This is a genomic window from Dehalococcoidia bacterium, assembly GCA_025054935.1.
Taxonomy (GTDB): domain Bacteria; phylum Chloroflexota; class Dehalococcoidia; order SpSt-223; family SpSt-223; genus JANWZD01.
The window spans coordinates 71,102-96,595 of record JANWZD010000001.1 but is presented as its reverse complement, the minus strand read 5'-3'; the positions used below and the strand labels follow the sequence as shown (position 1 = coordinate 96,595).

At 66.0% G+C, this 25,494-nt stretch carries 19 protein-coding genes; 6 read left to right on the top strand and 13 right to left on the bottom strand.

Going from position 1 to position 25,494, the window contains the following annotated elements; all coding sequences use genetic code 11:
* Nucleotides 1–3 precede the first annotated feature (3 nt).
* Nucleotides 4–2,430: a glycosyltransferase family 39 protein gene (locus NZ773_00400; protein MCS6800393.1), complete on the top strand. Its 2,427-nt coding sequence runs from the start codon at nucleotides 4–6 to the stop codon at nucleotides 2,428–2,430.
* 1 nt (nucleotide 2,431) lies between these two features.
* On the opposite strand, the gene NZ773_00395 is transcribed toward NZ773_00400, so the two are convergent.
* The 12 genes from NZ773_00395 to NZ773_00340 form a co-directional block, all read right to left on the bottom strand.
* On the bottom strand, nucleotides 2,432–5,350 hold the full coding sequence (locus tag NZ773_00395) for an FHA domain-containing protein (GenBank protein MCS6800392.1): 2,919 nt from the start codon (nucleotides 5,348–5,350) through the stop codon (nucleotides 2,432–2,434).
* 42 nt (nucleotides 5,351–5,392) lie between these two features.
* Entirely contained in the window at nucleotides 5,393–6,832 is a 1,440-nt protein-coding gene (gene hslU / locus NZ773_00390) for an ATP-dependent protease ATPase subunit HslU (GenBank protein ID MCS6800391.1), read from the bottom strand.
* 65 nt (nucleotides 6,833–6,897) lie between these two features.
* Complete coding sequence (locus NZ773_00385) at nucleotides 6,898–8,247, bottom strand: glutamine synthetase family protein (protein ID MCS6800390.1); 1,350 nt, start codon at nucleotides 8,245–8,247, stop codon at nucleotides 6,898–6,900.
* A 92-nt stretch (nucleotides 8,248–8,339) separates the two neighbouring features.
* Nucleotides 8,340–9,332, bottom strand: a complete 993-nt coding sequence (locus NZ773_00380) for a hypothetical protein (GenBank protein MCS6800389.1) — start codon at nucleotides 9,330–9,332, stop codon at nucleotides 8,340–8,342.
* Nucleotides 9,329–9,613: a hypothetical protein gene (locus NZ773_00375; protein MCS6800388.1), complete on the bottom strand. Its 285-nt coding sequence runs from the start codon at nucleotides 9,611–9,613 to the stop codon at nucleotides 9,329–9,331. Before NZ773_00375 ends, NZ773_00380 begins: the two co-directional genes overlap by 4 nt.
* Nucleotides 9,576–10,694 (bottom strand): tRNA guanosine(34) transglycosylase Tgt, encoded by a 1,119-nt coding sequence (gene tgt / locus NZ773_00370; protein MCS6800387.1) that lies wholly within the window; start codon nucleotides 10,692–10,694, stop codon nucleotides 9,576–9,578. Before tgt ends, NZ773_00375 begins: the two co-directional genes overlap by 38 nt.
* A gap of 209 nt (nucleotides 10,695–10,903) precedes the next feature.
* Entirely contained in the window at nucleotides 10,904–12,550 is a 1,647-nt protein-coding gene (locus tag NZ773_00365) for a hypothetical protein (GenBank protein MCS6800386.1), read from the bottom strand.
* 43 nt (nucleotides 12,551–12,593) lie between these two features.
* A complete protein-coding gene (locus NZ773_00360) occupies nucleotides 12,594–14,084 on the bottom strand; it encodes an efflux RND transporter periplasmic adaptor subunit (protein ID MCS6800385.1) in 1,491 nt (496 codons plus the stop codon).
* Nucleotides 14,085–14,157: 73 nt separating this feature from the next.
* Nucleotides 14,158–14,751 (bottom strand): DUF402 domain-containing protein, encoded by a 594-nt coding sequence (locus NZ773_00355; protein ID MCS6800384.1) that lies wholly within the window; start codon nucleotides 14,749–14,751, stop codon nucleotides 14,158–14,160.
* A complete protein-coding gene (locus NZ773_00350) occupies nucleotides 14,732–15,067 on the bottom strand; it encodes an XdhC family protein (protein ID MCS6800383.1) in 336 nt (111 codons plus the stop codon). Before NZ773_00350 ends, NZ773_00355 begins: the two co-directional genes overlap by 20 nt.
* Complete coding sequence (locus NZ773_00345; GenBank protein ID MCS6800382.1) at nucleotides 15,039–15,860, bottom strand: XdhC/CoxI family protein; 822 nt, start codon at nucleotides 15,858–15,860, stop codon at nucleotides 15,039–15,041. The genes NZ773_00350 and NZ773_00345 overlap by 29 nt, the downstream gene beginning before the upstream one ends.
* A 5-nt stretch (nucleotides 15,861–15,865) precedes the next feature.
* Nucleotides 15,866–16,486: a nucleotidyltransferase family protein gene (locus NZ773_00340; GenBank protein MCS6800381.1), complete on the bottom strand. Its 621-nt coding sequence runs from the start codon at nucleotides 16,484–16,486 to the stop codon at nucleotides 15,866–15,868.
* Between the two features lie 105 nt (nucleotides 16,487–16,591).
* Between NZ773_00340 and mazG the strand changes: the two genes are divergently transcribed.
* The 5 genes from mazG to NZ773_00315 all read left to right on the top strand — a co-directional run bounded on the left by mazG (nucleotide 16,592) and on the right by NZ773_00315 (nucleotide 22,467).
* Nucleotides 16,592–18,016: a nucleoside triphosphate pyrophosphohydrolase gene (mazG, locus tag NZ773_00335; GenBank protein ID MCS6800380.1), complete on the top strand. Its 1,425-nt coding sequence runs from the start codon at nucleotides 16,592–16,594 to the stop codon at nucleotides 18,014–18,016.
* Nucleotides 18,017–18,072: 56 nt separating this feature from the next.
* Entirely contained in the window at nucleotides 18,073–18,540 is a 468-nt protein-coding gene (locus NZ773_00330) for a VOC family protein (GenBank protein MCS6800379.1), read from the top strand.
* A gap of 52 nt (nucleotides 18,541–18,592) precedes the next feature.
* Complete coding sequence (locus NZ773_00325; protein MCS6800378.1) at nucleotides 18,593–19,396, top strand: enoyl-CoA hydratase/isomerase family protein; 804 nt, start codon at nucleotides 18,593–18,595, stop codon at nucleotides 19,394–19,396.
* Nucleotides 19,396–20,424: an ABC transporter substrate-binding protein gene (locus tag NZ773_00320; GenBank protein ID MCS6800377.1), complete on the top strand. Its 1,029-nt coding sequence runs from the start codon at nucleotides 19,396–19,398 to the stop codon at nucleotides 20,422–20,424. The genes NZ773_00325 and NZ773_00320 overlap by 1 nt, the downstream gene beginning before the upstream one ends.
* A gap of 93 nt (nucleotides 20,425–20,517) precedes the next feature.
* Nucleotides 20,518–22,467 carry a chloride channel protein gene (locus NZ773_00315; protein ID MCS6800376.1) on the top strand — a complete coding sequence of 650 codons (1,950 nt, stop codon included), beginning with the start codon at nucleotides 20,518–20,520 and terminating at the stop codon, nucleotides 22,465–22,467.
* A 1-nt stretch (nucleotide 22,468) separates the two neighbouring features.
* On the opposite strand, the gene NZ773_00310 is transcribed toward NZ773_00315, so the two are convergent.
* On the bottom strand, nucleotides 22,469–25,030 hold the full coding sequence (locus tag NZ773_00310; GenBank protein ID MCS6800375.1) for an SMC family ATPase: 2,562 nt from the start codon (nucleotides 25,028–25,030) through the stop codon (nucleotides 22,469–22,471).
* Nucleotides 25,031–25,494 lie beyond the last annotated feature (464 nt).

Genomic DNA, 25,494 nt, shown 5'->3' with positions numbered 1-25,494 from the left:
GCGGTGACGTCTCACCCCACGCCGGCACCTGAAACGAGCACGTCAGCCAGTCCCGCCACTGCCGCCCCGGCGCGGCATGCCGTCTCGCTTCGCGCCGAACTGACAGCCTTTGCTTTCATCCTCGTTGTCGCCGCTTTTCTCCGGATCACGCAGATCGACACCGTTCCTCCGGGAATTTCGCACGACGAGGCGATGTACGGGCTCGATGCGCGGGAGGTGCTCGAGCGAGGAGTCCGGCCGATCTATTTCGAGCGCAACAACGGCGGCCGCGAACCGCTCTTCATCTACCTCGGCGCTCTCGCCATGGCCGTGCTGGGACCCGAGCCGATCGCGATGCGCGCCGTTTCGATCACGGTCGGCCTCGCAACGATCGTGGCCGGTCATTTCCTGTTCCGGCGGCTGTTCGGTCCGCGGGTCGCGCTCTTCGCTGACGCGTGGCTCGCGATCAACTTTTGGCATCTTGTGCTCAGCCGCAACAGCTTCCGCGCAATCACGCTGCCTCTCGTCCTTACGCTCGCCCTGCTCTTTCTCTGGGTCGGGCTCGCCGAACGTCGGCGCTGGGCGTGGCCGGTCGGCGGCGCGCTCTTCGGCCTCGTGCAGTACACCTATTTCGCCGACCGCGCTGTCCCGCTCATCCTCATCGCCTTTGTTGCCTACCTCGCCTTCGTCCAGCGGGAGTGGCTTCACGCCTGCTGGCGCGGCTTGCTGGTCTACGGGGGCGTGGCGCTGCTCATCTTCGCGCCGCTCGGCGTTTACTATGTCAACCACCCGGCCATCTTCTTCTCGCGCTTCGAGCAGGTGGCAGGGATCGGCGGGAGCGACCCTGCTGCTCCCGAGTCGCCGTTGGTCAACGTCATCGACGCGCTCGGGATGTTCTCCGTGCGCGGGGATTATCTCTGGGGACGGAACATCGCAAACCGGCCGGTCTTCGACCTCCCAGGCGCGCTCTTTTTCTACTTCGGCCTCTTCCTTGCCCTGCTGCGGGCGCGCCGGCCTGCCTACGGCTTGCTCCTCATCTGGATAGCGGTGATGATCCTTCCCACCGCTCTCTCAACCAGCGCGCCGCACTATTTACGGGCGGTGGGGCTGATCCCCGCTATCTTCGCTCTCCCCGCCATCGGCCTCGATTGGGTCGTCGGCTCGGTTCTCCGCCGCGCGCCCCGAGCGAACGCCATAGGCAGCGCCGCCCTCGCCGCCGCGCTCAGCCTCTGGTTCGGCGTCACCGCCGTTCTGGCGCACCACGACTACTTCGTGAACTGGGCGGCGCGTCCTGAGGTGTACTACGGCCTTCACAGCGAGATGAACGCCATCGGCCGCTTTCTGAACGATGAGGTGCCGGGCGACCCGATGGTAATGATCTCCTCAGAATACGTCGACCACCCGAGCACGCTCCTGCTGCTGCGGCGATCCTTCGATATCCGGTGGTTCGATGGGCGGCAGTCGTTCGTTGTGCCTGCGCCTGCGGAGCGGGATGTCCTCTATCTCTTCCCGTGGTCGGCGCGTCCTCCTCAGCTCGACGCGTGGTTCGATCCGCGCTCGCGCGTCGCCGAACGAGCGGGACCCGCCGGCACTGTCGCTTTCGCTGCCTACCGGCTGACCGCCGAGGAGACGCGAGCGCTGGCGGAACGGCTCGCCTCCTCGTCAGCGCCAGCTGGAACTCCCGTCGGACCAACGCGCCTGCTCGCCCATCACGAAGGGACCCAGGCAGCACCGGGGGGAACGCTTCCGCTCACCTTGACGTGGCAGGTAGTCATCACGCCGGCAGGCTTGACCGATCTGGCGTGGTTCAGCCATCTGATCGACCGCGAGGGACGGCGCTGGGGGATCGGCGATGAAAATCGTTACCCGAGTTACCAGTGGCGGCCGGGCGACATTGTGGTAGGCCGCTACGACCTTACTGTCCAGCGCGACGCGCCGCCCGGCGAATATCGGCTCGCCGTCGGTCTCTACGACCGGCGAACGGGGGCGCGGCTGCCCAGCCTCTCCCCGGACGGCAACGTCATCTTCGGTCGCGTGAAGGTGGCGGCCTCCACGCCGCCCGCCCCGCCCCGTCAGCCCCTCAACGCGCGCTTCGATGACGGGATTGTGCTCGCGGGCTACGACCTCGGTCCGCCGCAGTGCGAGCAGGGATTGTGTCAGCGGACAGTCCGTCTTCTCTGGCACGCGGAAGCCCGACCGAGCGCTGCCTATACCGTCTTCGTTCATGCTGTCGATGACGCCGGCCGGCTGCTCGCCCAAGCCGACTCGCCGCCTGCCAACTATCGCCAGCCGACCGATCTGTGGGAGGCCGGCGAACTGATCGAGGATATCCGGACAGTCGTGCTTCCTGCCGGGACCGCCCGCTTGCTGGTCGGGCTCTATCGTGCCGAGAGCGGCGTGCGTCTCGCGCTCGCGAGCGGCGCCGACGCTGTGCCGATCCCCCTCCGCTGAGCTAGACAGTGTCTTTGCGCCGGAGCGCGAGATAGGAGGCAAGAAGGAAGACGAGACAAAAAGCGAGGAGAACGAGCGTGTGAGTGCGGAGGCTGATCTCAAAGGAGCGCAGCCACTCCTGTTCGAGGAGCATTTGGTAGGTCGGGCCTCCTTGCTTCTCCGCCAGCTTCACCACCCCGAAGATATTGCCGGCTGACTCCCAGCCCCACCGGCTAATCACAAAGTTTGCGATCGGCTGGGTGAAGGCCGGCATCTTCGCGAGAGGAATGACCGCCCCAGCAAAGACGACCTGCGGAATAAGCAGGATCGGCACAATGCTGTTCGACTCGTCGACACTGCTGACGAGCGACGAGACAAAGAGCCCAAACAGAATTGCTGCCGTGCTGACAAGGTAGAGCATCGCGAAGAACTGAAGAAACATCTGGGGTCCGGTGAAGGGAAACGGGAGGATCACCATCATAATCGCGAGAAAGACGACATTCTGGATCAGCGCGATCCCGAGGAGGGGGATGAACTTGGAGAAAAGATAAGGAACGACGCGCACGCCGATCATGCGCTCTCGTTTATAAATGGGCAGCTCTTTAACGATCTCCTTCGACGCGTTTGAGGTACCGAACCAGATAAACACGAGGACGATGAAAAACAGCAGCATCATCACGCGCATCGCGTTGCCGCAGCCTTCCTTCATCTTCGGGTCGCGCAGCAGCTGCGGCAATTCATCGATTTGCGCCTGGGTCAGACCGCAGTTTGGAAGCGGCTTGGTGGGATCAGGCTGGAGACCGGCGGCAAACACGCGTTCGGGCGGAATATAGACAGGACGGTCGTTGAAAATTGAGCGAGGAAAGACGATCGCCACTAGCAAGGCGATAATTGGAGCTTGGAAGAGCACAATCGCGAGCGCTTTACGATTTGCCCGCGTCACAGCGATCGTCCGCGCGGTCAGGATCCAGAGCTGACGGAGGCTTGAGATCCCTTTCTTTCGTGACTCGGGGCGCGCTGCCGCTGCGGCGTGGCCTGCCGCCTCCTGGATCTCGCGGCTGAGCGACCCGAGGTGCTCGTGGTAGTAGGGCGACGCCGCGTAGCGCGAGGCGATCAGTCCTCGCGTCTCCTCACCCTGCATGATGTCGTAAATGTCGGCGAACTCTTGGACGCCGAAAAATTCGAGCGCCTCGGCGGGCGTGCCGAAGAAGGCGAGGTAGCCGCCGCGTGCCATGAAGACGACCTTGTCACAGAGCTTGATGTTCTGGGTCGCATGGGTGATGAGCAGGATGGTGCGGCCCTGATCGGCAAGGCGGCGCAACAGCTGCATCATCCGCGTCTCTGTCGCCGGGTCGAGACCGGAGGTCGGCTCATCGAGGAAAAAGAGGCTCGGCCGCGTCAGCAGTTCCACCCCCATGCTGACCCGCTTGCGCTGCCCGCCCGAGAGCTCATCCACCCGGTTGTGCCGCTGCTCATCGAGGCCGAGGTCGGCGAGCACTTCGGCGATGCGCTGCTCCCGTTCGGCAACGGTCGTGTCGCGCGGCAAGCGGAGCTGCGCCGCATAGCGCAAGGTTTCGATGACGGGAAGCTCGCGGTGAATGATATCGTCCTGGGGGACGAAGCCGATCGAGTTGCGAAACACCTCGAAACGACGATACAGGTCCTGCCCGTTGTAGAGGACGCGGCCTTGGGTCGCCGGCCGGAAGCCGGACAGAGCGTTGAGGAGGGTCGTCTTGCCCGAGCCCGACGCCCCGACAATCGCCACTAATTCCCGCGGCTTGAAGCTGAGCGAAAGCGGCTGGAGGATGACCTTGTTGCCGCGCACTGTCCGGCTGATGTTGACCGCATCGACCCGGATGTTGCCTTCGTTCGAGACCGCCGCCACCAGCCCGCCGCTGACGGTGAACTCGTAGGGCCCGATCTGGAAATGGTCGCTCTCCCGGAGCGGAACGGTCGCGATCAGCTGGCCGTTGACAAAGGTGCCGTTGGTCGAGCCGAGGTCGGTCAGCAGCACCTCAGCGCCGCGGCGCGTCAGCCGCGCATGGAAGCGCGAGACCTGCGGATGGTTGAGCGGGATATCGTTGCTCGGGTCGCGCCCGATGGTAATGACCTCGCGGCTCCCAAACTCGATCTGGATCGTTGCCGGGCTGGGCGGGGGGGGAAGGGCAGCGCCGGCGCGATAGACAAGCCGGACCCCGTCGCTAATCTGCAGCGCGTCGTTATCGACAAGCAGCTTACGGCCGACGCGCTGGCCATTCTGAAAGATACCGTAGGTGCTCCCAAGGTCGACGATTTCGTAGCCGCCGGGGACATGGCGGATTTCTGCATGACGTCGGCTGACTTGCGGGTCATCGATCGTGACGGCGTTCGCGGGGTCGCGGCCGATCGTGAGCCCCGTCGGCGGGATCGGATACTCACGCGAGCTTCCGTGGGCGAGGACGATCAAACGGGGTGGCTGATAGCCGACCCCGAGGCTTGTCATTTCGCGGGCGACAGCAGGCGCCTCCCGGCCAGCTGAGGGAGGAGGAGGGCTCGGCGGCATCCCTCCGGCGCGGGGAGGGGACGCCGCAGGAGGAGAGGGGGGAACGGCTGCCACGACAGCCGCAGGCGAGGGAGCTGCCTGCCCGGCCACCCCCGCTCGCCGCAGTGTCAGCCGATAGGAGCCAATCGCGACCTCATCGCCTTCGCGCAGCTCCACGGGGGTTCGAGGCGCGAGCGGGCGGCCGTTCAGGATCGTGCCGTTGGCGCTGCCGAGGTCGATGAGGTGAAATCGCCCGTTCTCTGCCTCAATCGCGGCATGCCGACGTGAGACGGTGATGTCGTGGAGGTGAATGTGGCACTCAGGGTCGCGGCCGATGACGGTCGTGCGGGCGGCAAGCTGTTTTCGCTCTTCGCGCCCGTCGCTCGCGACCACGACAAGGAGAAAAGTCTCGTTTGCCATTGCTCCCTCAGCCGCTCTCTGGATACGCCGTCGTGGGGGAGGCTACAGGATATAGCGACTGAGATCGTGGTCTTTGATCAGGTCGGCCATCCGCGCCCGGACAAACTCGGCGTCGATGTGGATGGTCTCTCCGGCGCGCTCCGAGGCGCTGAAAGAGATGTCTTCCAGCACCCGCTCCATGATCGTGTGGAGGCGGCGCGCGCCGATGTTCTCCATCCGTTCGTTCATCAAGACGGCGATCCGGGCGATCTCCGCGATGGCGTCGTCGCCAAAGGTGAGGGTGACCCCTTCGGTGGCAAGCAGCGCGATGTACTGCTTGGTGAGGGCGTTTTCCGGCTCAGTGAGAATGCGGCGGAAGTCTTCTTCGGTCAGGCTTTTCAGCTCGACCCGAAGCGGAAAGCGGCCTTGCAGCTCGGGGATAAGGTCCGACGGCTTGGAGTGATAGAACGAGCCGGCGGCAATGAAGAGCACATGGTCGGTCTTGATCGGGCCGTAGCGCGTCTGGACCGTCGTGCCTTCTACGATCGGCAAGAGGTCGCGCTGCACACCCTCGCCCGAGACATCAGACCCGACCTCATGCCTTGGCCCCGCGATCTTATCGATCTCGTCGATAAAGACCACGCCGCTCGCCTCGGCACGCTGGACCGCCGTTTCGATGACATGGTCCATGTCGATCAGCTTGGTCGCCTCTTCGCGGGTGAGAATGCGCCGCGCTTCTTTGACGGAGACCCGCCGCGAGCGACGCCGCGTGCCCCCAACGCCGTGGTACGCCTCAAGGTAGTCGCTGTAGGCGTCGCTCATCTCTTCCGCGCTTGCGCCGCCATGCTGGAGCATCGACTCGAACCGGTCGACGTCGCCGCCGACCTCGATCTCGATGATGTGATCCTCCAGCTGCTTGTTCTGGAGCAGCTTCCGCAGCCGGTCGCGCTCACGCCGGAGGCGCGCTTTATCCGCGCGCGTAATCGGGCGCGGCCGCAGCGCCGCGGTCGCGTTCTCGGAAACGTCAGCCGATGCCTGAGCGTTGCTTCTGCCTCGCTTCGCCGCCACTTTGCGCGACGCGACGGGCAGCTGTTGAACGAGATAGTTCAAGATTTTCTCGGTCGCTTGGATCTCGGCGCGCTTTTCGACCTCTTTCAGCTTCTCCTCGTGGACAAGCTGGACGCTCGCCTCCACGAGGTCGTGGACGATCGAATCGACATCCCTGCCGACGTAGCCGACCTCGGTAAATTTCGTCGCCTCTACCTTGACGAACGGCGCGTCGGCAAGAGCGGCCACGCGCCGGGCAAGCTCGGTCTTGCCCACGCCGGTGGGGCCGATCAGCAGCAGGTTCTTGGGAGCGATTTCGCGAGCGATCTCCGGGGGGAGTTGCTGGCGGCGATAGCGGTTGCGGAGCGCGATCGCCAGCGCGCGCTTTGCTTCGGTCTGCCCCACGATGTACTTATCGAGCTCGGCAACGACCGATTGCGGAGTGAGGTTCTTCATGTTCCCTCCCCGAGATCCGGGGTACTCAAAGTGTAGCAAGGGTGCCGGTCAGCAGCAAGAACAACCTAGTAGACTTCAAGATAGCGATCTAGCTCCCATTGCGTGACATAGGTTCGGAACGAGTCCCACTCTAGGCGTTTCGCTTCAACGAAGCGCTCGAGAATATGATCTCCGAGCGCATCTTGGACAACCGGATCGTCAAGAAGCGCCGCGATCGCTTCACCAAGTGTGCTCGGAAGGATGCCAATATTGCGTCTTCGGAGCTCTGCTTCATCAAACTGGAAGATGTTCTCTTCTATCGGGTCCGGGAGCGGGAGCTCGCGGCGGATGCCATCAAGCCCGGCCTTCAGCATGACCGCGAAGGCGAGGTACGGATTGCAGGTCGGGTCGGGACAGCGGAGCTCGAGGCGCGTCGAGTCTTCCCGTCCCGGGCTGACCTTCGGCACCCGGATCAGCGCCGAGCGGTTGACGCGCGCCCACGAGATGTACACCGGCGCTTCATAGCCGGCAACCAGCCGTTTATAGCTGTTCACGAGCGGCGACAGCACGGCGCACATCCCCCGCGCATGCGCTAACTGGCCGGCAATGAACGAGCGCGCGATCTCCGACAAGCCGTACTCATCGGCTGGATCGGCAAACAGGTTCCGCCCCTGAAGGTCGGCCAAGCTCTGGTGACAGTGCATGCCCGACCCGCTCACGCCATAAAGCGGCTTCGGGAGAAAGGTGGCGTAGAGACCGTGCGCCTGTGCGACTGCTTTCAGGGTGTATTTCACCGTCACCACATTGTCAGCCGTCTGGAGGGCATCGGCATAGCGGAGGTCAATCTCGTGCTGCCCTGCCGCCACCTCGTGATGCGCCGACTCGACGACAACGCCCATCGCTTGGAGCGCGTCGATCATCTCCCGCCGCACGTGAGCAGCTTGGTCGGCGGAATAGTCGAAGTAACTCGCCCGGTCGTGAGGAAGAGGGCTGATGGCGCCTCCATGACGGTTGAAAAGAAAGAATTCCAACTCGGGGCCGACCTGATACCGAAAGCCCATCGCCCGCGCTTCATCCAGCACCCGCTTCAAGGCCGCGCGCGGGTCGCCGGGGAACGGCTCCCCATTCGGGTTGTAGATCCAGCAGAACACCCGCGCCGTCGCGTCTTCGCCCTTCTCCCACGGCAGCACCGCGAAGGTCGTGAGGTCCGGCAGCAGGTACATGTCCGACTCTGCCGTCCGCGCGAAGCCTTCAATTGCCGAGCCGTCAAACCACTTGCCGTGTTCGACTGCCTCGCCAAGCCGTTCGACGGGGATGGTGACGCTTTTGGCTATGCCGAGGATGTCGATGAACTGCAGGTTGACGTAGCGCACGCCCTGCTCGCGCGCCGCTACCAGCACGTCCCCCGCTCGCTGGGGCGCATCCTCACGGTTCACGGGAACTCCTTCGCCTCCGCTTGCCTGTCGGCCTCCCCCCTAGTCGTGAACGCTCGAGAGGAGATGCAGCGCGACACATTCCAGCCTACCAATCACTCGCCGCCTGGATCAAGACAGCCAAGACGCCGGGCGACAGCGCGAACGTTGTGCAGCAGAAGCAGGGTCTCTCCGAGAAGCTCTTTCGCGCTGACGAGATGAGCGAGGTAGCCGAGCGCAAAGCGGCAAGCCGGGCAATCGCAGACCGGATCGAGCGGCGCGGCCGCCTCTGGGAAGTCCGCCACGGACACGACCTCATCCGCCACTATCGCCTTCCCCGCGCGCGCCAACGCCGTCGGGAAGAGCGGAACGACCGCGTCGTAGCCGAGAGCAGCCGCAGCATCGAGATCGCGCACGGTCTGCAGGCCGACGGCCAGCCAACTCCACTCGCGCGGCCACCCGGTTCGATCGATCGCCCCGATGACGGCGACGCCGCTAAATTGCTCGCGAACTGCTGTTTCGAGCAAGCGCCGCTGAAACGCCGGCGAGCCGGGAGGAATGAGGGCAAGTGCTGCGCGGGCGCCCGCCGCGGCCCCGCGACGCAGCCACTGCTCGGCGAGCGCGCTGGGAAGACGCTGTTCTCGTCCGTTCACCACCAGCCGCTCCGGCAGAGCAGGCGCAACAACAACGGTGACGCCAAGCTGCTGCTGCGTCGCGACCGACCACTCCGGGGTCAGCTCTCCGGTCGCGCCGTCGAGCCCATTGCGGTAGCGCAGCGCATCACCGACGCCGACAATCCGCGCCGGCGGCAGTCCGCCCTCCCCCAGCACCGCGCCGACGCCCGGCTCGCCGACAGTCGGGAGCCCCCCCACGAGGCGAGAGAGACCGCCGAGCGCTGCTATTGTGTCGAGCCCAGGACGGAGCGCCAATTCGACCGCGCCGACCACTAGCCCGGCGACGCCGGCCCTCTCCAGCTCCGAGGGCAGCAGTCCCCGCGCAGCCCCCCAAGGGGCAGGCAGGAGAAGCGCCGGCGTTCTCGGCTTCACGCTCCCCCGCCCCAGCAGATGAGGATCGCCTGCCGAGTTCGTCGGCCGCTCTGACGCGCTCACCCCTCTGCCTCCTCGACGGCGCGCTCGAACAGATCGAGCCCCTGCTCGAAGTCGTAGGTTTCGAACCGCGCAACGACGCGGCCCCGCTCAATGCGCCGCACGACCGTCCGGCCAAACAGCTGGAGCTCATAGGAGAGTTCGCTCTCGCCAAGAGGCAACACCGCGCGGAATTCATCCACCCGAAGCGACACTCCCCGTTGGTCAGCCAAGTTGACCAGCCGGAGCAGCGCTCGGCCAAACAGTTCACGCCGCGGGAAGATCGCCTCTTCGAACCGATCCATAGGGATAGCTGGCGGCGAACGCCGCGAGACGTCCTTCCTCAATCGCGCGGCGCAGGTCATGCATGAGGGTCGAGAGAAACCGCAGATTATGCACAGTCGCCAACCGCATCCCGAGCGGCTCCCCGATCATGAGCAGATGCCGCAGCCAGCCTCGCGAATAGCGTTGGCAGGCGAGACAATCGCATCCTTCGTCGATCGGCCGCGGGTCGGCAGCGAGCCGGCTTCCTTTGAGCGACAGCTGACCGAAGCGGGTAAAGACGGCGCCGTGACGCGCGAGCCGCGTCGGCAGGACACTGTCGAAGAGGTCGACCCCAAGCGCGACCCCGCGGATCAGATCGTCCGGCGCGCCGACGCCCATCAGGTAGCGCGGACGGTCCGGCGGCAGCGCCGAGCAGGCAGCTGCAGTCAGGGTCCAGGTGAGCGGCTTGGCTTCTCCGAGCGAGAGCCCGCCGATGCCGAAGCCGTCGAAGGGATAGGCCGCCAAGAATGCCGCCGATTCGCGCCGCCACTCCGGGTTTGCGCCGCCTTGCACGATCGCGAACCGCGCCTGATCGGGCCGTTGCGGGATCGCCAGCGAGCGCAGCGCCCAGCGGTGGGTGCGCTCCATGGCGCTGCGCTGCGCCTCAGGCGACGCGTCCATCGGCGGCACGTCATCGAGCACCATCGCGATGTCGGAGCCGAGCGTCTGCTGGATCGCCATTGCCAGTTCGGGCGTCAGGCGGCGCGGACCACGGGGGGTGCTGAACGTGACGCCGTCATCATCAACCTCCCGCAGGGCGGAGAGGCTGAACACCTGATAGCCGCCGGAATCCGTGAGGATCGCCCCGGGCCACCCCATCATCTGCTGCACTCCCCCGAGCCGCGCCACGATCGCTTCTCCCGGCTGCAGATGGAGGTGATAGGTGTTCGCCAAGATGAGGCGGTAGCCAAGTGCAGCTACCTGCTCGGGACGGAGGGTTTTCACCGTTGCGAGCGTGCCCACCGGCATGAACGCCGGCGTCTCTACCGTCGCCCGAGCCGTGACCAGCCGCCCCCGCCGGGCAGCGCCGTCAGTCGCAAGGACGGTAAACGAGAACGTCACGTCGCAATGGTAGCCGAGTGCCCTCGCTGGCGTGCCCCTTGCTCAGGCGCGCCTCCGCTATCGTCCCCTCGCGCTGCTGGTCCGCAGGCACCGCGGCGGAGAGGCTGGTTCGCGGAGCAGCAGGACGCTGCAAGATGCCAAGCACAGGGCCGCTCGCGCGAGAGCAGCTCCCTTCCCCTCGCCAGCAGGCGACGAGCGCGCTCCGCCGTTCAGGGAGAGGTGGCGAGCAGCCCTCGCCGTTCAAGCCATGCAAACGGGAGAAACGTCTGCGAGATGAGGCCGCTCGTCGCTTGGGCGTAGCCGACCCGGCCGATCGTGCCGGCGCTATACCACACTTTCAGCACGCCGTCGTCGATGATCCCCCACGCATCCGCCAGCGCCTCAGCGTCCCATGCTCCACGCGGACCGGGCCCGAGCACGGGAACTCCCGGCGACCAAGTCAGGCCGTCGGTCGAGGTTGAGGCAAGGATGCGCCCCCCTTGGCTGTAGAGCATCGTCAGGGTCGTGCCGACGCGCGTAACGCTCCGAGGATTGGACGCATTTGGGATCAGGGGGCCGGGGCTTTTCGTCCAGATCCGCCCATCGGTGGAAGTGGCCCGACCAATGCCGATACCGCCGCGCTGCGAGCGCCCAGTGTAATACATCACCAATGTCGCCCCTTCGCGGATCACGCGCCCCGGCCGCACTTCGAGGTCATCCCAGGTCCCGGGCGTGCCGACAGCAAGCACGGGGAGGACGACCCCTTCTCGGGTCCGGTTTTCCCGCCGCCAATTGATGCCGTCGCTCGAGGTGGCGTAGTAGACATCTCCCAGCCGCCGCCCCTGCACCACGGAGTAGCCGAAATACCACATGTGGTAGAGCGGCCCCTCTTTCAGCACCGTCGGCTCGATCACAAATCGGTCATTGCTGGGCGGCCCCTGCCCAACGAAAACCGGAGCGGTGAACGGCCGGGTCCAGCGGATGCCGTCGGGCGACTCGGCATAGCCGATTGCTTGGGCCGTCGCGGGCGGATTGTCTCCGAGCCCAGTGAACCACATTTTGTACGTTGCGCCATCCTTGATGACGCTGGGCGTCGCAACGCCGAGGGTGTCGTAGCCAATGCCGACGATGGTGTACAGCTGAAACCAGTGATAGCGGGCAGTCGGCCCCGTCCCGACGTTGTCATTGCCGTTGACGGCAAACAGGCCGACGCTGCCTCGAACAAACACCTCGAGCATCGTGGCGACAGCGATCCAGTTGACACCGTCGGCTGACCACCAGCCGTCAACCCGGCCGCCGACGCGCCGCATCCGCAGATAGAGCGTCGTGTCGGGCACATTCAGCTCGCCGACCGCTTTGGTCTCATCGTTCAGGTGATAGAGCATCACGACGCGGTGAAAGCCCTGTCCGGGAAACTGCGGCGGGAGCGCAATCCGCACCAGTTTCACGTAGCTGATGTCGCTTTCGTAGAAGATCAGCCCCGCCTGCTGGGTCGGAAGCAGAGGGTCGAAGGTCAGTTTCGTTCGGATCTCCCAGTCTTCCGGCGCCCCGCGCAGGGTGATATTGCGCGCCGTTGCTCCAGCTCCATAGATATCGCCCTGCTGAGTGATGATCTGAAACGCTTCCTCGGGGGGGCCGGTGCGCCAGTGGTCAGCATCCTGACGGATGAAATACCACCCCGGGTCGAGAGTCGGCGTGGAGAAGTCATCGGTGAAAATGTCGATCGGGTAGCCGGGTTCGGCCAGCACCGGGGCCGGATGCTTGGTTAGCAGCAGCGCCGGCGTCGACGACTGCGCCGGAAGCGTGAGTGCTGGGGAGATCGCAAAGAGAACCGCCGCAGCCAAGCAAGCCGAACGGCGGCGAACGAAGCGAACCATGCGCCGTCCTCGTGAAAGGGGTTGCCTCGGGGACGCCGGGAGTTTAGCGGGGAATCGGAACGCCAGGAAAGCCGGGCACGCCGCCCGGCCCCGTTGTAACGCCGGGACGGGTGGTGGTGGTCGCGAGAACGAGCAGCTCCCCTTCCCGCACGCCGTTGGTGATCTCGACCTGCTGGTCGTTGCTCAGCCCGATCGTCACCGCCCGCGTTTCGATCTGCCCGCTTGGCGTCAACACCTCGACAAAGCGCTGACGCCCCTGCGTTCTAACCGCACGCGCCGGAGCAAGGAGAACGTTCGCTCGCTCCTCGACGACGATCTGCACACTCGCCGTCATTCCGGGCTTGATGCCCTGCGGCTGGTCGATCGCCACTGAAACGAGGTAGGAGGCAACCCCCTGGGCCACCGTCGCGGTCGGCGCAATCGCGACGACCCGCCCACGGAAGGTGCGGCCAGGGAGCGCGTCGAGCGTGACCGTCGCCACTTGGTTCAGTTCGACGCGCGCAACATCGTTTTCATCGACATTGACATCGAGGCGGAGGGTGTTCGGGTCGACCAAGGTGATGAACGCGCCCGAAACCACCTCGCCCGGCGAAGCAGTGACTGCCTGAACCACGCCGTTGAAGGGAGCAGTCAGCGTCGCTCGCTCAAGGTTCAATTGCGCGCTTGCCACTTGCGCGGCCGCGGTCTCAACCGCTGCGCGGGCAGCGGCCACATCGCTGGGGAGCGGCCCGGCGCGGAGCTGCGCAAGGCGCGCGTTCGCGGACTCGACATTCCGCTCCGCGCTTGCGACGGCTTGGCGTGCTGCCTCGAGATCATTCGGGTTCGGCGGCGCAATCTTCGCGTTGTAGTTTGCGAGCGCTGTCTGATAGTCTGCGGTCGCGTTGGCGAGCGCCACGGCCTGCGGGGTCGCCCCCGCATCGCCGCGCCACGCGATCCGGTCGTAATCACTTTGCGCCGACTGGAGGGCGTTGCGCGCCTTTTCGAGCGCTGCGGCCGCCTGCTGGATCTCGGCTGGGGTGGGGCCGGCGACCAGTTTTTCATAGTCGTTCCTTGCGCGAACGAGCTGCGCCTGAGCGCTGGCAACAGCAGCGACCGCCGACTGGATCTCGCTCTCCGTCGCGCCCGCGAGCGTTTGCGCCAACCGAGCCTGCGCCGAGGAGAGGTTCGCCTGTGCCTGCCGGAGCGAGATCTCAAGCTCCTTGGTGTCAAGACGAGCGAGCGGCTGCCCGGCTGTTACTGGGTCTCCCACCTTCACGAGAACTTCAGCGAGGGTGCCGCCGCCGCGGAAGGCAAGCCGCGCCGTGTTGACCGCTTGGACGGTGCCGGTCGAGTTGACCGTCGCCGCTAGATTGCCTCGCCGGACCGGCTGAGTCTGCACGCGGGCAGCGGCGGCAGTTTCGGGCACGAAGAGGCGTTGGTAGCCGAAATAGCCGCCCGCGGCGGCCACCACCAACGCGATGAGGAGCACGAGGACCTGGCCCACGCCAAGGCCAAAGATCCGCCGTCGGCGCACTGGCGTCTGACTGCTCGCCATCGTCTTTTCCTCCCAGGCAACGGCGACCCGCGTTTTCGGCCTACCATAATAGGCGATTGCAGCCCAAGATGTTTCAGTCCGACGCTCGCGTCGGACCGAACTTCTCTCGCGCTCTCTCCTCAGCAACAGGAGGCGGCAGGTCGAGCCCGAGGGCGGCTGCTTCGTCGGGAGCGAGAGAGAAAAAGCGGTCTGTCGTAAACAGGCCGCGCCCCGCTCGGAGGCTCTCAGTCAGCGAGGCGAGCGCAGCGCGCGCTCCTCTCACGAACGCTTCTGGATAGCCGAGCGCGATGCTGTTTGCCGCAAATTCCTCTTCGTCCTGGATCCGGAAGGAGCGGTCCGGGTAGACAATCACATCGAGATCGAGGTCAATGACAGTGAGCCGCTCCTCGTCGAAGTCGGGTGGGGCGTGGATATCGCAGTAGAGGAAAGCAGGACGCCGCGTCTTCGCCGAGACGATCGTGCAGACGTTGTGCCAGCCTTCCCGCCAGAAGTGGTAGATGGCAGCCGTCGGCGGGGTCCACGGTCCGCGCAGGGTGTGAAAGCGACTGCCAAACGGGACCGCGAGGCGGATCTCGCCGCCGCACTCGCCGAGCAGGGAGGCCACGACCTGCCGCTTGACCACTCCGTCGTAGCGGACGAAGCGAACGTCAACCAGCCGGGTCAGCATCGGGGGGCAGGGGCTCAACCAGCACATCCATGACCCCGCCGCACACCATGCCGGCCTCGACGGCGTAGTCATCGGTCAGGTCGACGCGCACGATGCGCGGAATGCCGGTCTTCGCCACCTCTTGCGCAGCGAGCCAGACGTCATTCTCGCCACATCCGCCGCCGATCGTGCCGCGGATTTTTCCATCCGGGTAGACCAGCATCTTCGAGCCGGCTTTGCGCGGCGTTGACCCCTTCGTTCCGACGATCGTTGCCAGCACGACAAGCTCGCCCCGGGCGTGGGCTTCTTCAATCGCGGCGTAAATCTCCCGGTCCATCGTGGCTCCGCGTCGTCTGGCGCAGAACCGGCCGACCGCTGAGCGTTCGAGCGGTGCCTCCGCGCCGCACTGAGATGATCTCTCCAATAATACTGACCGCGATCTCTTCGGGCGTCTCTGCCCGGATGTCGAGCCCGATCGGGGAGCGCACCTGACGCACCCGCTCTTCGGGAAACCCCTCGGCAAGCAGCGTTTCTAGGACAAGACGGGCGCGCCGCCGACTTCCGATCATGCCGATGTAGCCGGCACGCGACCCGATCACCTGACGCAGCACCATTTCGTCTTGGCGGTGGCCGCGCGTCACAAGCACGACATAGGTTTGGCGATGCATCAGCGGAACGAGCCGCTCGAGGGTGAGCCGAAAATCATCGGCGATCACCTCGTCGGCCTCAGGAAAGCGCTCCCAGTTCGCAAAGTCGGGGCGGTCGTCAAGAACGGTGACGCGAAAGCCGACCATCTTGCCGAGCGCCGCTGTCGGCTTGGCAACATGGCCCGCGCCGACCACAACGAGCCACGGCGGCGATTCAATCAATTCAATATAGAGCCGCGATGAGCGGCCGGCCGCGTCAACGATCCGGCGCTGCCCCCCCACGCCAGCGGTGATTACCTCGCGCGCGCTCGCAACCGCTGCCTCATCAAGCGCCGCATCGCCGAAGCCGCCGACAACGGTGCCCTGCTCGGGGACGACAAGGCGAGAACCGAGCCGAGCCGGAGGCACCGCCTCAGATTCGAGGAGACTGACGACCGCAATTGTCTCGCCGCGATCGATCGCCTCTAGGATCCGCCGGGTCAACGCGCTCATTGTCGGCTCGCCGCCCACGCCTCGTAGTCCGCCGGCGTGTCCAAGTCGGTGAGCACGCTCGAGTCCTCCCATTCAACGTGCGCGGCCTCAGCACGATGGCGGCGGATCACCTCCTTCGCCCCGATGGCCGGGTTTGCCGCCAGAATTTCCGGCCACAGCGTTCGCGCGATGAGGACAGGATGACCGTGCTTGCCGGCATAGACCGGCTCGACAATCGGGGCGCGCGTCGCCCAGTAGCGCTCGACCAGCCGCCGAACGACTAAGGTCGAAATATCAGGACCGTCCACGAGCGCCAGCACGAGCGCTTCGGCATCAGTCGGCTCCAAGGCGCGAATGCCAGCAATCACCGACGACAGCATCCCAGCGGGATAGTCGGGGTTCAGCACGATGCTCTCAGGGGGCAGCCCCGCTGCTTGGGCGATCGCCTCCGCCTCGTGGCCAAGAACGACCAGCACTGGATGGAGCGCGGCATCGAGCAGAACCCGCCGAACCCGCTGGACGAAGAACTCATTGCCGACGGGCAGCAGCGCCTTCGGGCGGCCCATCCGCCGCGACTCCCCCGCAGCGAGGACAAGACCTGCAACGTGGCCTGACGAAAGAGCAGTTGGTCCGTTCAGCGCGCCAGAATCCTAAAAAGAACTCTCTCTTTTCCTCTCAATTGTATCTCCTGATAAGAGCGACTTCTTGCGCATCTTTCCGCTGCAGTTCGATAATCGCGACGCATGATTACGGTGGTCGGACTTGGACCCGGCGGCCCCGAGTTCGTCACTCGGCAGGCAGCCGCGATCCTGACGAGCGCAAAGCGGGTCTACCTGCGGACCCGCCGGCACCCTGCCGTTGCGATCATCCCCCCTGCCGTCGAAGTTGAGACGTTCGACGACGACTATGACCGGGCAGAGTCGTTTGAGGCGCTGTACGAAACCATCGTCACGCGGCTGCTCACCGCGGCGGAGCGCGGCGAGGTGATTTACGCTGTTCCTGGCCATCCTCTCGTCGCCGAGAGGTCGGTCCGCCTGCTGCAGGAGCGGGCGAGCGCAGTCGGGCAGCAGGTTCGCATCATTGCGGGGATGAGCTTCGTCGAACCCGTGCTCACGGCGGTGGGGCTTGATCCCTTCGCTGCCGGGCTGCAGATCGTTGATGCTTTTCAGCCCGACCTTGATCCCTTCCGCCCCGCGATTGTCGGCCAGCTGTACGACCGGCGGCGCGCTGGGCTCGTGAAACTCGCGCTGCTGGAGCGCTATCCAGACGAGCATCAGGTCGCGCTCGTCTTCCATGCCGGTCTTGAGGAGGAGCGCGTCGAGTGGCTGCCCCTCTATGCCATCGACCGGAACGACGCGATCGACCATCTGACATGTCTCTATCTTCCTCCGATCCCGGTCCTCGCCGGCATCGGCAGCGAGCGTACCTTTGATGAGGTGGTCCATCGGCTGCGGCGCGACTGTCCGTGGGACCGCGAGCAAACGCATCAGTCCCTGCGCCGCTATCTGATCGAAGAGACGTTCGAGGCAGTGGACGCCCTCGACAGCGGGGACCTTGTCGCTTACGGTCACGAGCTGGGAGATGTCCTGCTGCAGGTCTACCTCAACGCCGCCATCGCCGAGGAGACGGCGGCGTTCACCATCCGCGATGTCTACCGCTGGATCACCGCGAAATTGATCCGCCGTCATCCGCATGTGTTCGGCGACGTCGCTGCGACAACGGCCGACCAAGTCGAAGCGAATTGGGAGAAGATCAAGGCTGCTGAGCGGGCAGACGCCGGCTCGCGCTTGGATGGCGTGCCGCGAAGCATGCCCGCGCTCTCCCTCGCGAATGCCCTTCAGCTGCGCGCCGCAAAGGCAGGGTTCACCTGGGAGACGATTGAAGGGGTGTGGGCGCAGTTCGATGAGGAGCTTGCCGAGCTGCGCGCGGCCGCAAGCGCAGACGACCGCTTCCGCGAGCTCGGCGATGTGCTCTGGATGACAGCGCAGCTTGCCCGCTGGTACGGCTACGACGCGGAAGAGGTGCTGCGCAGCGCCGCCGACCGCTTCCGCCGGCGCTTTGCCGCAATGGAAGAACTGGCCCGCCAAGAAGGGCGAATGCTTGAGGAGTACGCTCCGGATGAGCTCCGCGCCCTTTGGCGTGCCGCCAAAGCGTCCCACGCGCGGTAACCCGCGGGCGGCTCTCGCTGCTACCCTCGCCCCAGCGCGAATGCAGGAGGTGCGGAATGGCGCTGACCGGCCCCGTTCGGCGAGCCAACGTGATCGTCCGCGACATGGAGGCTTCGCTGCGGTTTTATCGCGACCTGCTCGGCTTCACCGTCTTTTTCGACGACGTCGTCTCGGCCGGTGCCGGAGGCCGCATCCTCAATGTGCCCTGCCGAGCGGCGCGGATGGTCGTGCTCCGCGCGGACGAGGGGACGGTCGGGATGATCGGGCTGATGGAGCTGCAGGACGCTGCGGGGCTTGCGCCCCCGATCGAGCCCGCGGCAGTTCGGCTTGGCGAGCCGTTTCTCGCCCTCCAATCCGACCGGTTTAGCGAACTGGTGGAGCGGCTGGAGGCAGCGGGAGTGCAGTTTGTCAACCACCCAGCGGAATTTCAGGTGCAGGGCCGGCGAGTGCGCGAGTTTGCGGTGCGCGACCCTGACGGGCTGATGATCAACATTATCGAGAGCACTCCCCCCTCACCATCTTGAGCGCGCGCTCCCGCTGAGCCATACTGCCCCTCCAGACAGTAATGAGGAGAACATGGACTACCAAGCATACCAGCACCTTGTCATCGAAGTCGCAGATGGTATCGCCCTCGTTCGCCTCAACCGCCCCGAGAAGCTGAATGCGTTCAACGCCGCGATGGGACGCGAGCTTCTCCGCCTGCCCGACCAGTTGCGCGACGACCCGGCGGTCCGGGTTGTCGTGGTGACAGGAACCGGACGCGGCTTCTGCAGCGGGGTCGATATCTCCGAGGCACGGGGGCCGACGGCCGACAATCCGTTTCATCGCCAGCCGATGGACCCGCTCGGCTACAGCGGCCGCTTGCCGCTTGCCTGGCACGAGATCGACAAGCCGACAATTGCGGCTGTGAACGGCGTGGCTGCCGGAGGGGGGCTGTGCCTCGCGATGATGATGGATATGCGGGTCATCGCGCGCACCGCGCGATTGCTGCCGATGTTCATCACGCGCGGCCTTGCGCCCGAAGTCGGCGCAAGCTGGTTCGCCGCCCGTTTGCTCGGCCTCCCGCGCGCCCTTGAATGGTATCTGACGGGCGAGGAAATTTCGGGTGAGCGCGCAGGGGAGATCGGCCTCGCGAACTACGTGGTTGAGGAGAGCGAGTTGCTGCCCAAAGCGATGGAGCTTGCCCGCAAGATCGCGGACGGCCCTCCGATTGCCGTCCGGCTGACGCGGCGATCGATCTATCACGCCGTCACCAGCAGCTTGCGCGACCACCTGCCCTACGAGGCCTCGAACCTCGCCATCAGCCAAGCGACGGAAGACGCCGCAGAAGGGCGGGCGGCCGTCCGCGAGCGACGGAAGCCGGTGTTCGTTGGGCGCTAGTGCGTCACTGTCTCCCCCTCCTTCTCCTGCTCGCCGCGCTGCTGCCAGCCTGTCTTGGGGGCAACGACCGTGCCGGGCAGGAGCGCGCTCCTGCCCTTGAGCCGTACGGACGTACCGTTCGCGTCGGCTATATCGCTAACGGTCTGCCAGCCGGGATCGGGTTTGTCCTCGAAGAGGGGCAGCTGTTCGCCAGCCAGCGGCTGCCGGTTGTCTTCCAGCGCTATGCGGGGCCCGAAGGGCTGCGCCGCGCATTGCTGACGAGCGAACTCGACGTCGCCGTTGCGCTGCCTCTCCTCTCCGCCGCGAAGCTGCTTGAGGAGGATACCCACGTCGTTGTCGTCGCTGGCCTGCAGTTGGCTGAAGAACAGGTGATGGTCCCGCTGACCTCGACAATCCAGAGCGTCGCTGACCTGCGCGGCAAGCTGGTCGGCACGCCGGGCCCGGGGTCGAGCGGCGACCTGCTGTTCTGGTCGGTGCTCTCTCACGGCTATGGGTTCGGTCCTGCCGACCTCCGCACCCACGTCGCGACAGAAACGCAGCTGGTAATCCTGATCGAGAGCGGAGCGGTGGATGCAGTGGTGCTGCGCGGGCTGACTGTTGCCGGCTTGCCTGACCCGAGCCGCTACCGCATCGTCAGCGACCTGCCAGCAGAGTGGCGCGCCGCCACGCAGCTCGACGCCCCGCCGATAGTGGCAACGGTGACTATGCGCCGGGGCTTTCTCGACGGCTATCCCGACGAGGCGGCGCGAGCGCTCGCCGGCATCATCCTTGCCGTCCGCTGGGGGCGCCAGCATCCGGCCGAGGTCGCCCAGTTGATGACCCGCCATCTCCGCATGACCCAAGCGAACGCCCACAACTATGCGCGCCGCTGGCCCCAGATGTGGGCAGCAGTTATGGACGATGCTGCGGTCGCCGCTATGCAGCTCTCGCTCGAGCGTCTGCGCAGCCAAGGATTGATTCGTCAGCCTGTTCCCGAGACCCTCTTCGACCGCGCCCTCTTTACGCGGGCCAGCCACTACGCTCGGTGACCGCGCCGCCGCGCGTTGACGCTCTCCGACCCCGCCGATAGAATGCGGCCGTCCGCTAGGCTGCAGGTCAAGGAGTGGATCGAGAGGGGGCCCGTGACGGTCGAGCCGGCTGAACTTGCCCCACCACTTGCTACGAAGGCGATCGAGACCCCGCCCCCCGCCGTCTCGAGCTCCCTGCTCGGCGCAATGCACCCGGTCGTCTCCGGGTTCGCCGTCGGAGCAATCGTTGCAGTCGCCGCCGCCCTCCTCCTAGGAGCGTTCAACGGGTTCGCGGGTCTTGTCGCGACAGCGCGCTTTGAGAGCGGAGTGCTGCTGCTGATTGTGCTCCCCCCGATTGTGGGCGGCGCGCTTGTCGGGATCGGCCGCCGCTGGTGGGGCAACGGCTATCACCAGCTGCTGAGCGGCCACCCGGCCGAGCTTCCGCGCGCCGCGGGGCAGTTTGGGCTCGCCGCAGTGACCGTGCTCTTCGGCGGAGTTGCGGGGCGCGAAGAGCCGGTGATCGCGCTGGCCGCCGCCCTCGGCCGCCGTCTCGGGCTGCTCGCCCGGCAGCGGACGGTCTCGCTGCGGGGGATGGCGGCAGCGGCGGTGGCGGGCGGGATCTCCACGGCCTTCGGGGTCCCTTTTGCCGGGCTGCTGTTCGCCCTCGAGACCGTCGCCGGACGCCCTGCCGCCGGCGACCTCGTCGCCCTCCTCGTTGCCGCCGGGCTCGGCGCCGTACTCGGTCGGCTGCTCGGGGTGGCGGTGCCGCTGCCGGCCGGCGCAAGCCCCGCCGAGCCAGGGGGCTGGATTGTCGTTGCGGCTGTTTCGGTCGCGGCGCTCATCGTCGGGCTTGCACTCTCCTCCCTGCTCGGGCTGCTGCTCACCGCGCACCGTCGCATCGGCGGACTGCTGCCGATCACGCCGATGATCGGCGGAGGGATTGTTGGCCTGCTGAGCGTTCTCAGCCCCGCTTTTGCGGGGAACGCCCCGATCGCTCCGGCGCTGCTCGCGGCGGGGGCAGAGCCGCTCTGGCTTCTCACGGCGGCTGGCCGAGCCGCCGCGCTGGCAGCGACTCTCGGGCTCGGCGGCGTCGGCGGGGTTATCGGTCCGATTGTCGGGATCGGCGAAGCGCTCGGCGCCGGGCTGGCCGGGCTTCTTCTTCCTTTCCTGCCGGGCAGCGATGCCGCTACTTTGGCGCTCGTCGGCGGGATGGTGCTCTTAGCCACCGTGGTGCGGGCGCCGTTTGCCTGCGCGATGCTCAGCCTCGAATTCGGCGCTGACCCCGGCCTCGTCGTCTTCCTCGCCGCCGTCGCCTGGGGTGCGGCGGAGATCGCCCGCCATGCCGAGCCGTGGTCGATCTACCGCCTCTTCGATCCAGAGCGCGAAAGCGCTTCTTCCTCCTCCCTCTCCCCCGTGCTGAGCACCACCCTCGTGCGCGACTTGATGGAGACGACCTACCCCACCCTCGCCCCGACGACGACAGTCGCCGACGCCGCTCGTCGTATCGGCAACGAGGAGATCCCCATCGTCGATGCGCAGGGCAGACTGGTCGGCCTGAGCGGTCCCCACGAGATCGAAGTTGCCTTGCTCACGGCGCGGGGAGAAGCAAGCATCCTCCCTTGGGCGCGCCACGAATTCCCGACGGTGACGCCGTATCAGACGATCGCCCAGGCGCTCGAAGAGCCCGGGGTCGAAAGCGTGGCAGCGGTTCCGGTTGTCGACCCGCGCGCCCCGATGCGGTTGGTCGGCGTGCTGCGGCGGGCGGCGATCTTAGCGCGACTTGGATTGCCAGGCGAGAAGAGCGAGCGCGACGTCTCGCCTGCGCCTGCATCCGCTCACCTGCCCGTGCTGACCATTGCTATCCGCGACGGCTCCCCCTGGGCGGGGAAGCGCGTGCGCGAACTCCGCCTCCCGCGCGATGCCTACCTCGCCTTCCTGCAGCGAGGCGCCGCCCGGCTTCCCGTGCGCGGCGACAGTCTGCTCCGCGTCGGTGACATTCTCGTCGGCTTCGCGCCGGAGGCGGTCGGCAACGCGCTGCAGAACGACGCCGCCCCCCCTGCGTGAGCTAGCGCTGGACGACCGTATACGACGACCCCTCCGGGCCTTTCGTCACCTCGATCCGGGTAGGAAACGCCTCTTTCAGCTCCTCAATATGGGTGACGACGATGATCTTGGCGAACTCGCGATCAATGGAGCGGATCGCCTCGAGGATCCGGTCCCGCCCGGTCGCATCTTGCGTGCCGAACCCCTCGTCGATGACTAAGGTCTCAAGCCGGGCGCCGGCGCGCCGAGCGAGCAGCTTCGCCAGCGCGATGCGCAGCGCGAAGTTGACCCGAAACGCCTCGCCGCCTGAGAACAACTCGTAGTTCCGCAGTCCGAATTCATCGGAGATCTGGATCAGCAGCGTCTCCACCGTCCTGCCTTGCTGCGTCTCGCGCTCGGTGGCCAGCGAGACGGAGAGGCGGCCGTCAGTCATCCGCGCCAGCAGCTCGTTCGCGTCTCTCTCGATCTCCGGCAGCGCCGCCCCGATGATCATTGCCTGAACGCCGCCTTTGCCGAATGCGCGCGCCAGCTCCTCATAAATTCCCTGCTCGCGGGCCGCCTCGGCGCGCTTGGCCGCGAGGTCAGCGCGCTGGAGGCGCAACTGCTCGCAGGCCTGCAGCAGCTGCTCGTAATAGGCCTTGCGAGCCTCCGCCTGATGGAGGGCCTGGAGGCGCTCATTGCGGTTCTGTTGGGCAGTCTGCAGCTGCTGTGTAAGGTGGGGAAGCTGCGCAGCCTGCTGGCGGTAGTGCTCCAGTTCGTCCTGCCGCTGGACGATCCGGCGTGCCGCTTCGGCGATCTCGCGCTGCCGCTCGGCGGCCTCGTTTTGCCAGAAGCCGAACTCCTCGTCGGCACGCCTGAGCTGCTCATGGCGCTGGACGAACGGCTGGAGGGCGGCGGCTTGCTCCCGGGCGGCCTGCAGTGCCGCGGCGTCGAAGGCCACGGCACGGATCTCCTCTTCTACCTGGTGAAGCGCGGCCCGCGCTTCCTCGGCATAGCCCCCTTCGGCAAGCACCCTCTCGAGAGCGGCAAGGCGGGGGTTCAGCCGCTCAATCTCCGCTGCGGCGTTGGCTGCGGCAGTCCGCCGCGCCTGCAGCTGGGCCAGCCGGGGTCCATCGACGCTGAGGATGGCCTGGATTTCGGCCTCGTCGCTGGCGATGGCGCGCTCTTCCTCCTCCCGCTGCGCCCGCAGCTGCGCGATCTGGCCCGTCAGCGACCGGTAGCGGTCGCCGAGCTGCCTTCCCTCAGCTTCGAGACGGCCGATCTGCTCGTCGCGCGCCTCGGGCGTCACCGGCTGACCGCAGGTCACGCAGCGCGCCATAGCGCGGAGCGCTTCGATCTGGGCCTTGAGGTCGTTCATCTGCTGGCGCAACTGGCTCTTTTCGGCAGCATACTGGCCCGCCCGCTCGGCAAGCTCCTGCACCTGCTGCCTTCGCTGGGGGAGCACAGCCTGACGTTCGTTCGCCTCTTGGACTCGTCCTTCAAGGCGGGCAATTTCTTTATCGAGCGCGTCAAGGTCTTCCAGCTGGGCAGTCAGCTGCTCTCTTCTGCCAGCGAGCTGTGCCCGCTGCTGCTCGAGGCGCGCCCTTTCCTGCTGGATTGTGCTCTCAAGCTGATGGCGCCGCTGTTGCAGCGCTGTGAGGTGCGCTGCTCTCGCGCCTTGGTCTGCGATGACCTGCTGGGCCGCGAGATAACGCGCATAGCCCTCCTCAATCTCCCCTCGCTGCTCAAACAGCTCCTCGGCACCTCGGATCCGCGCTTGCAGTTCCCTCAATTGGCGTTCTCGAGCTGCCTGGTGATGGGTCTCTTCTTGGATCTCGCGTTCGAGTTCGGCGATGCGCTGCGGCGCCGCAGCGAGCACCTGACGCAGCTGCTGCAGGCGCAGAACTTCCTCATTCAAGCGCTCGACCTCGGCGTGCAGCTGCGCGGCCTCGGCTTGCGCTTGGTCGCGGCCCTGGAAGTAGTCGGGCTCCCGGGCAAGTTCGTTGTCGATATCGGCAATTCGGTGATCGAGGCGGTCTACCTCATCTCTCCGCGCGTGCGCTGCGTCCTTGGCACGCTGCTCAAGCTCATCGTAGTGCGTGAGGCCGAGGATCTCGCCGAGCAGTTCCTTCCGCTTGCTAGGGGGGCTGATGGTGAAGGAATCGGCTTTCCCCTGCAGCAGAAAGGAACTGTTGACAAACGTCTCGTAGTCGAGCCGGAGGAGATTGACGATTGCCTGCTCGGTCTCACGAATTGAATTGCCGCTGATCGTCTCGAAGCGATCGCCTTTGTGCAGCTGCAGTTCCAGCGCCGAGGCCGATTGGCCGCCCGCTCGGGAGCGTTTCCGAATGACACGGTAGCGCGAGTCCGCGAGCTGAAACTCGAACTCGACCTCCATGTTGGTTTGGCCATGGTGGATCAGCTCGTCGACGGTTTTGGCGCGAGCGCGTCCCCAGAGCGCCCACGTGATTGCATCGAGAAGCGCCGATTTGCCATGGCCGTTCTCGCCGCAGAGGCAGGCGATCTGAAAGGACTCAAAGTCGAGGGGATCGCTGGGTTCGCGGTAGCTGAGGAAGTTCTTGAGGCGCAGCCGAACCGGAATCATGTTTGTTAGTGTAGCGATACGCGACGGCGGCGAGCCAGCGTTCCGGGCAGGCCTCGGCTGGGGCGCCAGCCACTACAGCAAATTGGGGAGCTCGGAGGCAGGCGCCGTGATTGACGCTCGCCTCTCGTTGCGCAGGCAGCGCCGTCCTACTCGCATGCGCGAAGTGAGCGCAACCGGGAGGTGCGGCAGGAAGGGCAACTCGTTGCTGCACGATGGTCGCAACTCTCGCGCTTGGAGCGGCGACCCTCTCCCATTGTGCCCCGCCGCCGGCAAGCAGCGCCGCTCCAAACGACGCTCCCGCCACCATGTGGGTGACCAACCATAGTGTCTTTGCGTCGTCCGAAGCGGCACGACGATCTCCCTCGGCGGAACTTCACCTCCGTCGGCCCGCCGACGGGGTCGTTCGTCGCGCTCGACCCGACAACCGGCGAGATCAACGCCAACTGACCGGCTGTGAACGGACG

Coding starts and splice junctions, on each gene's coding strand:
- NZ773_00395 (MCS6800392.1), bottom strand. CDS start 5,350: ATGGCAAACGAGACTTTTCTCCTTGTCGTGGTCGCGAGCGACGGGCGC.
- hslU (MCS6800391.1), bottom strand. CDS start 6,832: ATGAAGAACCTCACTCCGCAATCGGTCGTTGCCGAGCTCGATAAGTAC.
- NZ773_00375 (MCS6800388.1), bottom strand. CDS start 9,613: ATGGATCGGTTCGAAGAGGCGATCTTCCCGCGGCGTGAACTGTTTGGC.
- NZ773_00365 (MCS6800386.1), bottom strand. CDS start 12,550: ATGGTTCGCTTCGTTCGCCGCCGTTCGGCTTGCTTGGCTGCGGCGGTT.
- NZ773_00360 (MCS6800385.1), bottom strand. CDS start 14,084: ATGGCGAGCAGTCAGACGCCAGTGCGCCGACGGCGGATCTTTGGCCTT.
- NZ773_00355 (MCS6800384.1), bottom strand. CDS start 14,751: ATGCTGACCCGGCTGGTTGACGTTCGCTTCGTCCGCTACGACGGAGTG.
- NZ773_00350 (MCS6800383.1), bottom strand. CDS start 15,067: ATGGACCGGGAGATTTACGCCGCGATTGAAGAAGCCCACGCCCGGGGC.
- mazG (MCS6800380.1), top strand. CDS start 16,592: ATGATTACGGTGGTCGGACTTGGACCCGGCGGCCCCGAGTTCGTCACT.
- NZ773_00330 (MCS6800379.1), top strand. CDS start 18,073: ATGGCGCTGACCGGCCCCGTTCGGCGAGCCAACGTGATCGTCCGCGAC.
- NZ773_00325 (MCS6800378.1), top strand. CDS start 18,593: ATGGACTACCAAGCATACCAGCACCTTGTCATCGAAGTCGCAGATGGT.
- NZ773_00310 (MCS6800375.1), bottom strand. CDS start 25,030: ATGATTCCGGTTCGGCTGCGCCTCAAGAACTTCCTCAGCTACCGCGAA.